The organism is Mycobacterium nebraskense (assembly GCF_002102255.1).
Classification (GTDB): domain Bacteria; phylum Actinomycetota; class Actinomycetes; order Mycobacteriales; family Mycobacteriaceae; genus Mycobacterium; species Mycobacterium nebraskense.
This window is the reverse complement of the sequence record NZ_LQPH01000160.1, coordinates 20,054-33,940: the sequence shown is the minus strand read 5'-3', so window position 1 is coordinate 33,940 and position 13,887 is coordinate 20,054. Positions and strand designations below refer to the sequence as shown.

The following is a 13,887-nucleotide window of genomic DNA, read 5'->3' as shown; positions in this document are numbered from 1 at the left end:
AAAGTCGAACGCCAACGAGTGGCACTGCGTCCACACCTGCCCCAGCGCCAGCTGCGCATCCAAAGACTCCAACAGCTGAGTGACATTGCGGTGCGGTATCGCCACGCCCTTGGGGGTGCCGGTGGTACCCGACGTGTAGATGATGTAGGCGATGTCCTCCGGCGACGGCGCGGGCAACCCGCCGCTGGGCTGGGTCGCCACGGCCGGGTCGTCGAAATCGATGACGTCCAGGCTCAACCCGTCCAACCGCGACCGCACCTCCGCGGTAGTCACCGCGACGATCGGCGCCGCGTCGCCCAGCACGAACTCCATCCGCGCCGCCGGCACACCCGGGTCGACCGGCAGGTAAGCCGCCCCGGTCTTGAGCACCCCCAGGATCGCCACGACAGCCTCGGCCGTCCTGGGGAACAGCACCGCCACACACTCCCCCGGGCCGGCACCCCGGCTCACCAGCAAGTGCGCCAACCGGTTGGCGGACTCCTCGACCTCGCCGTACGTCCACGAACGGTCACCACAAGTGATGGCCACCCCCTCCGGGGCCCGCGCCGCCTGCGCGGAGAACAACTCCGGAATCGAGACCAGCTTGGGCGCCGACTCGGCCAGCACTCCCCGGTTGCCCCACTCATCAAGCCGGTTGTGCTCGGCGGCATCGAGCAGGTCGATCGAGGACACGCGCCGGGACGGATCGGCGGTCATGGCCACCATCACCTGCTGCAACCGCTCGATCAGCGTCTCGATGGCGGCGGCGTTGAACACCTCGATGTCGTATTCGACACGCAGGCTCAGTTCGTGACCCGGCGAAGCCACCACCGACAACGGGTAGTGGTTGTACTCGCGGCTGCTGAAATCGGTGATGGCCAACTCGTGGACGCCCAACAGCGCGCCCGCGTCGATCGGATAGTTCTCGTAGAGGAAAAGGGTGTCGAACAACTGGTCGTGGCCGGTGACGCGGTGGATCTCGGGCAGCGCCAGGTGCTGATAGTCGACGGTGTCGTTGTGCAGGCGTTGCAGTTGGTCAAGCAGATCGGCGACGGTGGTTGTCGCGGTGATGGTCGCCCGCACCGGCACCGTGTTGATCAGCAGGCCGACCATCGCGTCCGCGCCGGCCAACTCGGTCGGCCGTCCTGAGACCGCGGTGCCGAACGCGACGTCATGCTGGCCGGTCAGCCACGTCAGCAGCTGCGTCCACGCGCCCTGCAGCACGGTGCTGATCGTGGTGCGGCACGAGCGCGCCAGCTCGCCGAGCGCCCGTGTGGTGTCGGCGGGCACGTGGAAGGCGGCAACGCCGCGCTTCCCGATCTGTCCGAGGGGACCGACCAGTGTGGGGGTCTCGAAACCGGCCAGCGCCTGGGCCCATGCCGCTTGCGCGGCGCCTCGGTCCTGATTGGTCAGCCAGGCGACGAAGCTGCGGTAAGACGGTGCGGCGGGCAGCCGCTCCCCGTAGTAGCTGGCGAAGACTTCCTGCAGCAGGACGGGCAGCGACCAGCCATCCACCACGATGTGGTGAATGGTCAGCACAAACCGGTGCCGGTCGGCCGCCGTGCGGATCAGCGCGGCCCGGAACGACGGCTTGTCGGCCAGGTCGCACACCGCGGCGCGTTCGTCGGCGCACAGCCGCTCGACCTGCTCGTCGACATTGCCGCCGTCGAGCTCGACGTATCGCCACGCCATTTGAGGATCGGCGGGGATGACCTGCACGGGCTCGCCGAAGTCTTCGGAGAACCGGGCGACCAGGTTGGGGTGCCGCTTGACGGCGGTGTGGACCGCCTCGCGCAGGCGCTGCGGGTCGAGAGCACCGCTGACGGTGATCCCCAGCTGCACCGCATAGAGGTCGTCCATGTCCTGCGCGAAAGCGGTGTGGAACAGCAGGCCCTGCTGCACCGGGGTCAGCGGCAGCACGTCGGCGACGCTGCCCTGGCGGCAGAGATCGTCGATTTGCTGCTGGCTGAGCTGGGCGGGGGCGATGTCCGATGGGGTCAACCCGCCGCCACCGGCCTTGACGTGCGCGCAGATCCCGGCCAGGGCCTCAAACCACAACTGGCTCAACCGGTTTACGCGATCTTGGTCCAGCGCCGAGGGGGCCCACGTCCAGTTGGCCTGCAGGTGCGGGCCGGCCTCGGTGTCCATGGTGCCGGCGTTGAGTTCCACCGTGTGCGCCAGTGGCATGGGCACCGCGGTGGCCACCGCCGCCACGGCCAAGCTGTCGTGGCTGACCCGCCACAGATCGTCGGAGAGGTCAGCGCCCGCGCCGAGCCGTCCCAAATAGTTGAAGCCGATCACCGGGTCCGACCCGTCCAGGTCCACGTCGGCGTTCAGGTAGCGCAGCAAGCCGTAGGTCAGGCCGTCGGGCAGAGAGCGCAGTTGTTCTTTGGCGGCCTTGATCACCGCGCCCAGCGCGGCCTCGCCGGCCGCCACCTGCGACCAGTTCAGCCGGCGGCCCTTCAGTGCCACCGGGTATTTCGTGGTGAACCAGCCCACCGTGCGCGACAAATCCACCCGGGGGAACAGCTCTTCCTGGCGCCCGTGGCCTTCCACATCGATGCCGATCGGCGCCGCACCTGTACCCAAGAATTCCGCGAACGCCAGCCCGAAGGCGATCAACAAGATGTCGCCGACGCCGGCGTGGAATGCGGCCGGCACCTCACCGAGTAGCAGCCGGGTCGTCTCGACGTCGAGCGAGACGGACAGCTGGCCGGCAGTCACATAGGTGTCGACGTCGGGTTGCACCGCCGGCAACGCGGCCGGGGTGGCCGCCACCTGTCGCCACTCGTCCGCCCGGGCCACCACGTCGGGGCGCTGCGCGTACTCCTCCAGCAGCGAGGACCACCGGGCGAGCGACGTCCCGGGGGCCAGCAAGGCTATCGGCTGCCCGTTGTGATGCTGCGCCCAGGCAATGTTGAAGTCTTCCAACAGGATTCGCCACGACACCCCGTCGACGGCCAGGTGGTGAATGATCAACGCCAGCTGACCCGTCGACTCCGCCCACGCCGCGCTGACCATCACCCCGGCGGCCGGGTTCAACCGCGACCGCGCCTCCGCCAACGCCTCTTCGGACAGCGCCTCGACGGCGTGCACGCAGCCGCGCGCGTCCACCGCACCGACCTCGGGTACCTGCAGCGACCAGCCGCCCGCACCGTCGTCGTCGGCGCGTAGCCGCAGCGCGGCATGGCGATCCAGCAGGGCCTGCAGCACCGCCACCACGTCGGCCTCGGTGGCCCCCGCCGGGGCCTGCACCACCATGGTCTGGTTGAACTGCTCGATCGGGCCCTCGATGCTTTGCAGCCACCGCATGATCGGGGTGGCCACCACCGGCCCGACGCCGTCGTCGGCCGCACCGCCCGCGCCATCGACCGCGACCTCGGCCACCCGGGCCAGCCGGGAAACCGTCTGCTCGACGAAAACGTCACGAGGCCGGAACAGGATGCCAGCCGCGCGGGCCCGGGCCACCACCTGCATCGACAAAATGCTGTCGCCACCCAGGTCGAAGAACGACGCGTCCACCCCGACCCGCTCCAGCCCCAGCACCTGGGCGTAGATGTCGGCCAGCAGTTCCTCGACGGCGTCGCCGGGAGCGCGGTATTCGGCGGTGGCGTATTCGGGGGCCGGCAGCGCTCGCCGGTCGAGCTTGCCGTTGCCGGTCAACGGCAGGGCGTCGAGCACCACCACCGCGGCCGGCACCATGTACGGCGGGAGGCGGTCGGCCAGCGCGGCCCGGATCGCGGCCGGATCGGCCGTCCCGGTGATGTAGCCCACCAGGCGCTTGTCGCCGGGCCGGTCCTCGCGAGCGATCACGGCCGCCTGGTCCACCCCGTCGAGGCCCTTGAGCACCGATTGGATCTCGCCGAGCTCGATGCGGTAGCCACGGATCTTGACCTGCTCGTCGGAGCGGCCGAAGTACTGCAGCTGCCCGTCCTCGCCCCAGCAGACCAGGTCGCCGGTGCGGTACATCCGCGCCCCCGGACCGCCGAACGGGTTGGCGACGAAGCGGGAGGCCGTCAGGCCGGGCCGGCGCACGTACCCGATCCCGACGCCGCGGCCCGCCAGGTACAGCTCTCCGACGACGCCGGCCGGAACCGGCTGTAACCACTTGTCCAGCACGAACATCGCCGCGCCGGCGATCGGCGAACCGATCGGCACCACGGCGGATCCCGCGGTCAGCGGCTTGCTGATCGACGCGCACACCGTGGTTTCGGTCGGGCCGTAGGCGTCGAGCATCACCCGCCCGGGCGCCGCCCACCGGTTGACCACGTCGGCCGGGCACGCCTCGCCGGCCACCACCAGGGCGGTGGACTCCAACCCGTCCGCCGGCAACATCGCAACCGACGACGGGGTCTGGGTGAGCACGCTGACCTTCTCCGCGATCAGCAGCTCGTGCAGGTCCTCCGGGGAGCTCGCCACCGACTCGGGCACCACCAGCAGTCGCCTGCCGCGCAGCAGGGCGCCGAAAATCTCCCACACGGAGAAGTCGAAGGCCGCGGAGTGGGACTGCGTCCACACGTCGCCCTTCGGCAGGCCGGCGTCGAGCGACTCGATCAGCCAGGTGACGTTGAGATGAGGAATGGCAACGCCTTTGGGGGTTCCGGTGGTTCCGGAGGTGTAGATGATGTAGGCGATGTTTTCCGCGGCCGGGGCGGGCAGGGCCGTGTGGGGCTGGGTCTCGACGGCGGGGTCGTGTACGTCGACGACCAACAGGTCGCGCCCGTCCAGCCGCGAACGCAGCTCCGCCAGGGTGATCACGGCGCTCACCGCCGCGTCCTCGAGCACGAACTCCATGCGCGCCGCGGAGTGCGCCGGGTCGATCGGCACGTAGGCCGCCCCGGTCTTGAGCACCGCGAGCATCGCCACGATCGCGTCGGCACAGCGGGGGAACATCACCGCTACGCAGTCACCCGGCCCCACCCCGTGCCCCGCCAGCAGGTGCGCCAGCCGGTTGGACGCCTCGTCGAGTTCGGCGTAGGTCAACGACTTGGCGGAGCAGGTCACCGCCAGGGCGTCGGGAGCCGACTGCACGTGCTCGGCGAACGCCACCGGGATCGACACCGGCGCGGGCACCGGTTCGGTCAAAGCCGCCCGGTTGCTCCACTCGTCGAGCCTGGCCGGCTCGTCGGCGGCCAGCAGATCGATCGAGGACAGCCACCGCTCCGGGTCGGCGGTCATCTCCTCCAGCACCTGCTGCATCCGCGCCGCGAGGTCGGCGACGCCGAAGTCCGCGAACGGTTGGCCCGGTCCGGCGGTGGACAGGAAAAGCTGGTCGCCTGCGCCGAGGAAGAACAGGCTGAAATGCCCCACGGGCCCGTGGTTGGTGTAGGTGGCCGTTGCCGGGGAGCCGGCCAGGTCCAGGGTCAGCCGCATCGGGATGAAGTTGATGCCGACCCGGGTCGCGGCCTGCCTCAACCCGTCGCTTTCGAGGGTGTGCACCGGAAATCGCTGATGGTGCAGCAACTCCCGGATCCGGATGTCGACATGCTTGCAGAAATCGGCGACAGTCGACGTGGGGGACGTGCTCAGGACCAGCGGCACGACGCCGGCGAACATCCCGGGCAGGGTCTTCGATTCCGGACGCACCCGCCGGCTCACCGGGAAGTCGAGGGCCACCTCCGAACCGCTTCCCGACCACGACCGCACCAGGAGCGCGCAGGCGGCGGTGGTAACGGAGAACCGGCGGATGCCCAGCTTCTTGGACAGTTCCTTGATCCGGGTGGTGACGGAGGGGTCCAACTGGACGGACGCCGACGGCGAGTAATGGTCCTTGCCGCGCGGGGCGTCGGTGGGCCGCTCCACCCATCCGCTTTCGGGCGGCAGGTTGTTGCTCCAGTACTCCCGATCTTCCTGATACTCGGCGGACGCCTCGTATTCGGCCTCCAGGTTCACCAAATCCTGCGTCGATCCGAAATAGGCGTCGGGAATGGGCTTTCCGGCCACCATGGCCGAATAAATGGTCGAAACCCGACGGCAGACCAGCGCCATACCCAATCCATCAATTGCTATGTGGTGGCAGCAACCGAACAAATAGAACTCTTCGGCCTGTGTCTGGAATAACACGAATTTGAAGAGCTGACCGTTCAACGCCATTGGGGCGCGCTGGATCGACGACGACATCGCGCGGGCTTCCGCCACGGGGTCGGGCGAGGCCGTGAGGTCGTGGAAGGTCAGCTCGATGTGCGGGTAATCGATCGGTTTCTGGACAACCTGGCCGTCGACTTCGAAGAACGACACCCGGCCGGATTCGGCCTCCGACACCGCCTGCGTGATGGCGCGCTCGAGCGCGTCACGGTTTACCGGGCCCTCGATTTTGACCAAGAGCCCGAGCTGCCACTCCGTGCCGACGTAGCCCGTTTCCTGCGAAAGCCAGATGTCCAGCTGTCCGCGCGTCAACGGTAGTGCGCGATCACCAACCTCCATCGACTCCCCCAAAGCTCCATCCGCCCCATACCCCGACTCGTTACTGCTCAAAACCCCGGCCCGTTGCGAGCTTGTCCCGCAGGCTCTTTGGCCGAATGTCAGGCCAGTTCTGTTCGATGTACTCCAGGCACGCGGCCCGGTCCGTCTCGCCGTACACCACTCGCCAGCCGGCGGGGACGTCGGCGAAGGCCGGCCACAGGCTGTGTTGCTCCTCGTCGTTTACCAAGACGTAAAAACTACCGTTGTCGTCGTCGAACGGGTTGATGCTCACAATTCTCCAGGGACGTCTAGTTGACACGAGTGGAACGGTTCCAAACCATACTGGAGGCACCACCGTGCGTCCGAGATTTGGACAAAGTTCCCAGTGCGACCTGTCAGGTTCTTAACGCTGCCTAAAAGTTGGGCTGGTGCAGGCTGCGCAGCTGCCGCCGTTGGCTGCTGTGAGCTGGGACAATGGCTTACCGATGAGGCTCGCGATTGGGCTGGCTCGGGCTTCGAGGTCGATGCAATCGTGGGTGCTTGTCGTCGCTCAGCCTACCGACCCGAAAGCCGCCGGGAAAATCACCACGGCGGGCCCGCGGCCGCGCTGGCGGCGCCGAGCAAGCGAGCCCGCCGCCCGCCCGCGGAAGCGAGCCCATTGGGTCCGGCGGTCCGACATGCGTTACGCACGCGGTATGCATTACGATCCCGTATCTCCTTGTCGAAGGCCCGATACGGAGAGGATCGGCGTGGTTTACTCATGAATACACTGGTCACGCCCGCCGGGGGGCAGGGCTCGTACGAGGTACCGAAGAACGACTAGGCTGCGACGTACACCGCGTTCGATGTGCCGCAGGCTGGCGTCGCGATCGCCATGTAACAGTTTGTCCGGGCCGGCGGATATGGCAAGAGACGTCCAAATGGGGTAGAAGGGGGTGCGGTGGTCGAACCCGACGTGCGGGCCCGGCCCGATATCGCCATCACGAAAGGCCGCGACATTAGCCAACCGACTAGTCGTCGACGCCGTTTTCTGCCCTTTGGTCGCCGATCGTCAGCCGAGGCCACCGAACGGCGGACCATTCCGCGGGAGAACCGTCGAAGCCAGGAACCGGCGATTCTGAAATTCCTGAAGCATGCGTGGATTCCGTTGGTCATCGTGGCGGTCGTCGCGGCCGGCGGTTTGACCGTTTCGCGCCTGCACGGAATTTTCGGATCGGAAAAGCGCCCGTCGTATGCCGACACCCGACAGCAAGACACCAAACCGTTTAACCCCAAGCACGTGAAGTACGAGGTTTTCGGCCCGCCCGGGACCACGGCCGACATCAGCTATTTCGACGCCAACGGCGAACCGCAGCACATCAACGGAATACCCCTCCCGTGGAGCTTCGACATCGCCACCAACCTCCCTTCCATCGTGGGAAACGTTGTGGCACAGGGCGATAGCGAAAGTCTCGGTTGCCGTATACTCGTGGACGGCGTGGTCAAAACCGAGAAGATCTCAAACGAGATGAATGCGTTCACCTATTGCGTGCTGACGGCGACATGAGTAACCGGGATTTGGCGACGGAACCGACGTCTCCACCATTCTTCGCACGGATGATCCGCCGATTCTCCGTGCCGATCATTTTGGGATGGCTGGCGATCGCCGTCCTCATCAGCATCGGCGTTCCGTCCCTGGAGCAGGTCGAGCAAGAGCGCGCCGTACCGCTGAACCCGATCGGTGCGCCGTCGTTCAAGGCGATGGAACGCCTGGGCACCGATTTCAAGGAAACCAATACGGGCGCCCTGGCCATGATCCTGTTGGAGGGTCAGCAGCCCCTCGGCGACGACGCGCACCTGTATTACGACCGGCTCGTCAAGCAACTGGAAGCCGATCACCAGCACGTGCAGCACGTCCAGAACTTCTGGGGCGACCCGCTCACCAGGGGCGCCGCGCAAAGCGCCGACGGCAAGGCCGCGTATGTGCAGGTGAACCTCAACGGCATCCAGGGCGGCAGCGCCGGCGACCAGTCCGTGGCGGCGATCCGAAAGATCGTGCAGCAGGCGGACCCGCCGCCGGGTCTCAAGGTCTACGTCACCGGCCCGGCCCCGATCATCGCCGACATGAATATCGCCGGGCAGAAGACCGTCGCGCTGGTCACCCTGGTGAGCCTGGCGGTCATCTTCATCACCCTGCTGCTGGTCTACCGCTCGGTCGTCACCGTAATTCTTCTGCTATTGATAGTCGGGCTGGAATTGCAAATCGCCCGGGGAATGGTCGCATTACTGGGCCATTTGGGCATCGTCGGCCTTACCACCTTCGCCGTCAACCTATTGGTGGCCGCGGTGATTGCGACGGGGACGGACTACGGAATATTTTTCGTCGGCCGATATCAAGAAGCGCGGTGGGCCGGTGAAAGCCGGGAAATGGCGTTCTTCACCACCTACGCCAGCGTGGCCAAGGTCGTCCTGGCGTCGGGTCTGACCATCGCCGGGGCCGTGCTGTGCCTCAGCTTCACCCGGTTGCCGTATTTCCAGCCCCTGGGCATCCCGTGTGCCGTCGGCATCTCGATCGCCGTACTCGTCGCGTTGACGCTGGGGCCGGCGCTGATCGCCGCCGGCGCCCGGTTCGGGCTGTTCGAGCCCAAGCGGGCTATCACGGTGCACCGGTGGCGCCGGATCGGCACGGCCATCGTCCGGTGGCCCGCGCCCATTCTCATCGCGACGATGGCCGTCGCGCTCATCGGGTTGCTGACCCTGCCGAACTACCGGCCCAGCTACGACGACCAAAAATTCATTCCCGCAAGCATTCCCGCGAACGTGGGGTTCGCGGCCGCCGAGCGGCACTTCCCCGGGTCGCGGATGGCGATGCCCGAGATCCTCTTGGTCGAGACCGATCACGATCTGCGCAATCCGGCCGACATGCTGGTGATCAACAAGCTGGCCAAGGGCGTGCTCGCGGTCCCGGGTATCGCGTCGGTGCAGACCGTCACCCGCCCCGAGGGGGCACCGCTTCAGCACACGACGATCCCCTGGATCCTCAGCATGGGCCAGGCCAGCCAGCTGCAGAACATGGCGTTCCAGAAGGACCGCATGGACGACATGCTCAAGCAGGCCAACGAGATGGGCAAGATGATCGCCGTCATGCAGCACATGCTGGACCTGATGCGCGAGCTGGTCGCCACGACTCATCAGATGGTCGCCAAGACGCACGAAATGCAGGAAATCACAAGCGAATTGCGCGACCACATCTCGGACTTCGAGGACTTCTTCCGACCGGTCCGCAGCTACTTCTATTGGGAGCGGCACTGCTACGACATCCCGATCTGCTTCTCGTTCCGATCCATCTTCGACGCCATCGACGGCGTTGACGAGGTCAACGACAAGTTGCGCGATCTGGTCGGAAACCTCGATCAGCTCGACGCGCTGCTACCGCAACTGGTGATGCAGATCCCGCCGATGATCGAGACCATGCAGAGCATGCGCACGATGATGCTGACCATGCACAGCACCATGTCCGGCGTGATGGGACAAATGGATTCGAGCGCGAAGGACCCCAGCGCCATGGGGCAGGCCTTCGACGCGTCCCGCAACGACGACTCCTTCTACCTGCCGCCGGGCATCATCAACGGCTCGGACGCCTTCAAGCGGATCATGAGCGTGTTCCTGTCACCGGACGGCAAGGACGTTCGCCTGCTCATCTCGCAACGCGGTGACCCGGCGACGCCCGAGGGGCTCTCGCGTGTCGAGGCGATAAAGACGGCGGCCGAGGAGTCGCTCAAGGGCACGCCGCTGGAGAATTCGAAGATCTATCTCACCGGCACCGCATCGATCACCAAGGACTTGGTGGACGGTTCGAAATTCGACCTGCTGATCGCCGGGGTCTCCGCGCTCTGCCTGATCTTCATCATCATGCTGATCATGACGCGAAGTTTCATCGCCGCCATGGTCATCGTCGGCACGGTATTGCTTTCGCTGGGAGCCTCATTCGGTCTGGCGGTGCTCGTCTGGCAGGACATTCTGCATATCCAGTTGCACTGGACCGTGCTATCCACCTCGGTGATCGTGCTGCTAGCGGTCGGGTCTGACTACAACCTGCTTCTCGTCTCACGAATGAAGGAGGAGATCGCCGCCGGCATCAACACCGGCATCATTCGCGCGATGGCCGGCACCGGAAAGGTCGTGACCAACGCGGGCTTGGTGTTCGCATTCACCATGGGGTCGATGGTGGCGAGCGACCTGCGCAGCATCGGTCAGGTCGGTACCACTATCGGCATGGGCCTGCTGTTCGACACGCTGATCGTCCGCGCGTTCATGACGCCGTCGGTCGCCGCGTTGCTCGGACGCTGGTTCTGGTGGCCGCAACAGGTGCGTCCCCGCCCGGCCAGTTCCATGCTGCGGCCGACCGGTCCCCGCCCGTTGGTTCGTTCCCTGTTGCTGAAGCAGCCGCTCTGAGCGGCGGGTCCAGTTGAGTAACGGGACGGCGCAATCGTGGGGAACATCGTGACACAGGACAGCAGCAGCCGCTTGGGGTCCGCATGACCACCGAACGGACCCGGCGCCCCGTCGTCGCGCGGTCGATCCGCCGGCTCGCGGTGCCAATCATCCTCGCGTGGGTGGGCCTGACGCTGGTGGTCACCCTGTTCGTGCCGTGGCTGGAGACCGTCGGTCGGGAGCATTCCGTTCCGCTCGCCCCGCAGGATGCGCCGGCCGTACAGGCCATGCAGCGGATGGGCCGGGACTTCAAAGAGTCGGACTCGGACAGCTTCGCGATGCTCGTGCTCGAGGGGCAGTCGCAGCTCGGTGACGAGGCCCACGAGTATTACGACCATTTGGTTCGGGAGCTGAAGGCCGACCCCAAGCACATCGAGCACGTGCAGGATCTGTGGGGCGATCGGCTCACCGCGGCGGGCGCGCAAAGCCCCGACGGCAAGGCCGTTTACGTCCAGTTGAACCTCGCCGGCAACCAGGGCACCACCCTGGGCCAGGACTCGATCGCCGCGGTCCGGCAGATCATCGCGAAGAATCCGCCGCCGCCGGGGCTCAAGGCCTATGTCACCGGCCCGGCCGCACTGATTTCGGACATGCAGAGCAGTGGTGACCGCTCCATCCTGAAGATGACGCTGATCGGCGCCATCATCATCTTTGCCGTCCTGATGTTCGTCTACCGCTCGATCACCACGGTGATCATGTTGCTGTTGACGGTCGGGATCGAGGTCTTCGCCGCCCGCGGGATCATCGCCTTCCTCGGCGACAACGGCCTGGTTCAGCTGTCCACGTTCGCCATCAACCTGCTGGTGGCGCTAGCGATGGCCGCCGGCACGGACTACGGAATCTTCTTCTTCGGCCGCTACCAGGAGGCGCGCCAGGCCGGCGATGACCGGGAGACCGCGTTCTACACCACCTATCAGGGGGTGGCCCCGGTCGTCTTGGGGTCCGGTTTGACGATCGCCGGCGCGATGTTGTGCCTGAGTTTCACGCGGATGCCCATCTTCCAGACCATCGGTGTGCCTTGTGCGGTGGGCATGTTCGCTTCGGTCGTGATCGCGCTGACGCTGGTGCCGGCGGTGCTGACGCTCGGGAGCGGCTTCGGCCTCTTCGACCCCACCCGCCAGATCGGCTTCGGCCGGTGGCGCCGGATCGGCACCGCGATCGTCCGCTGGCCCCTGCCCATCCTCGTCGCGACCATCGCCATCGCACTGGTCGGTCTGGTCACGCTGCCCGGCTACAAGACCAGCTACAACGACCGGCTGTACATCCCCCGCGACATCCCGGCGAACGTCGGCTACGCGGCCGCCGACCGCCACTTCTCCCAGTCGCGGATGATGCCGGAGATCCTGATGATCGAAGCCGACCACGACATGCGAAATCCCGCGGATTTCCTTGTGCTGCACCGCCTTGCCAAGGGCATCTTCAACGTCAAGGGGATCTCGCGCGTCCAGGGCATCACCCGCCCCGAGGGGACGCCGATCCAGCACACCTCGATCCCGTTCCTGCTGAGCATGCAGAACGCGACGATGAGTCAGGACATCAGATACGTCCAGGCCCGCACGAAAGACATGCTCGCGCAAGCAGATCTGATCGGCCAGCAGATCGCGACGATGAAGCGCCTGTACGAATTGCAGAAGAGACTGACCGGCATCACGCATGACTCGATCATGAAGACCCACGAGATGACGGTCATCGTCAACGAGTTGCGCGACGACATGGCGAATTTCGAGGACTTCTTCCGGCCCATCCGCAGCTATTTCTACTGGGAGCGGCACTGCTACGACATCCCGATCTGTTGGTCGCTGCGCGCCATCTTCGAAACCTTTGACGGCGTAGACATTTTGAGCGACAAACTCAAGGATCTCCTCGTCGACCTCGACCACATGGATCGGCTGATGCCGGAGCTGCTCGCGCAATATCCGCCGATGATCGCCATGGCCGAGGACATGAAGGCGATGCTGCTGACCAACTACAGCACCATGTCTGGCGTCATCGGGCAGATGACCAGTAACAGCAAGGACGCCATGGCCATGGGCGAGGCGTTCGACGCGGCCAAGAACGACGATTCCTTCTATCTGCCGCCCGAGATCTTCGACAACGCCGACTTCAAGAAGGCGATGGCCAACTTCTTGTCCCCGGACGGGAAGGCGGCGCGGTTCATCATTTCGCACCGGGGCGACCCCGCCACGCCGGAGGGCGTGGGGCGGATAAACCAGATCCGCACGGCAGCCGAGGAGGCGCTGAAGACGACCCCTCTGGAGAGCGCCAAGATCTACATCGCCGGGACGGCGTCGACCTTCAAGGATTTCCGGGACGGATCCCAATACGACCTGTTCATCGCCGGGGTGGGTGCGCTCTGCCTGATCTTCATCATCATGCTCATCATCACGCGAAGTTTCGTGGCCGCCTTGGTGATTGTCGGCACGGTCGCAGTTTCGCTGGGCGCCTCGTTCGGTATGTCGGTGCTCATCTGGCAGTACGTGCTGGGCGTCAAGCTGCACTGGATGGTGCTGCCGATGTCGGTGATCGTCCTGTTGGCGGTTGGGTCTGACTACAACCTGCTGCTGGTGTCCCGGATGAAAGAGGAGATCGGCGGCGGAATCCGGACGGGCATCATCCGGGCGATGGGCGGCACCGGCAAGGTGGTGACGAACGCGGGCTTGGTGTTCGCCTTCACCATGGCCTCGATGGTGGCGAGCGACCTGCGAATCATCGGTCAGGTGGGTACCACCATCGGCCTCGGGCTGTTGTTCGACACCCTGGTGGTGCGGTCGTTCATGACACCCACCATCGCCGCCCTGCTGGGGCGCTGGTTCTGGTGGCCACAGGTGGTGCGTCCGCGCCCGGCCAGCCGGATGCTTCGGTCCGAGGGGCCGCGCCCGTTAGTGCGCTCGCTGCTGCACCGTGAATCCGACTACGACGAAGCGCCCACGGCGGAGATCCCGGTCTCGAGGCCGTCCCGCTAGGCGGGTGTCGCCCGCCCGGCCGCCGCCGCCAAAACCGCAACCGGCACCGGTGATCCAGAGATAATGACCG

The 13,887-nt window shown here is 66.0% G+C and carries 5 protein-coding genes; 3 read left to right on the top strand and 2 right to left on the bottom strand.

Features of this window, described 5'->3' with window-relative positions; all coding sequences use genetic code 11:
• Together AWC17_RS24475 and AWC17_RS24470 are read right to left on the bottom strand one after the other, a co-directional pair.
• Positions 1-6,402, bottom strand: a 6,402-nt coding sequence (locus AWC17_RS24475) for a non-ribosomal peptide synthetase (RefSeq protein ID WP_141224762.1), incomplete at its 3' end; no start/stop codon positions are given.
• Positions 6,403-6,442: 40 nt separating this feature from the next.
• Positions 6,443-6,673 (bottom strand): MbtH family protein, encoded by a 231-nt coding sequence (locus AWC17_RS24470; RefSeq protein WP_046186970.1) that lies wholly within the window; start codon positions 6,671-6,673, stop codon positions 6,443-6,445.
• An 834-nt stretch (positions 6,674-7,507) separates the two neighbouring features.
• Between AWC17_RS24470 and AWC17_RS24465 the strand changes: the two genes are divergently transcribed.
• From AWC17_RS24465 to AWC17_RS24455, 3 genes are all read left to right on the top strand, one after another.
• Positions 7,508-7,927: an MmpS family transport accessory protein gene (locus AWC17_RS24465; protein ID WP_046183096.1), complete on the top strand. Its 420-nt coding sequence runs from the start codon at positions 7,508-7,510 to the stop codon at positions 7,925-7,927.
• Complete coding sequence (locus tag AWC17_RS24460) at positions 7,924-10,815, top strand: MMPL/RND family transporter (protein ID WP_046183079.1); 2,892 nt, start codon at positions 7,924-7,926, stop codon at positions 10,813-10,815. Before AWC17_RS24465 ends, AWC17_RS24460 begins: the two co-directional genes overlap by 4 nt.
• Positions 10,816-10,898: 83 nt before the next feature.
• On the top strand, positions 10,899-13,817 hold the full coding sequence (locus AWC17_RS24455) for an MMPL/RND family transporter (RefSeq protein ID WP_046183080.1): 2,919 nt from the start codon (positions 10,899-10,901) through the stop codon (positions 13,815-13,817).
• The last annotated feature ends 70 nt before the right edge of the window (positions 13,818-13,887 follow it).

Coding starts and splice junctions, on each gene's coding strand:
- AWC17_RS24460 (WP_046183079.1), top strand. CDS start 7,924: ATGAGTAACCGGGATTTGGCGACGGAACCGACGTCTCCACCATTCTTC.
- AWC17_RS24455 (WP_046183080.1), top strand. CDS start 10,899: ATGACCACCGAACGGACCCGGCGCCCCGTCGTCGCGCGGTCGATCCGC.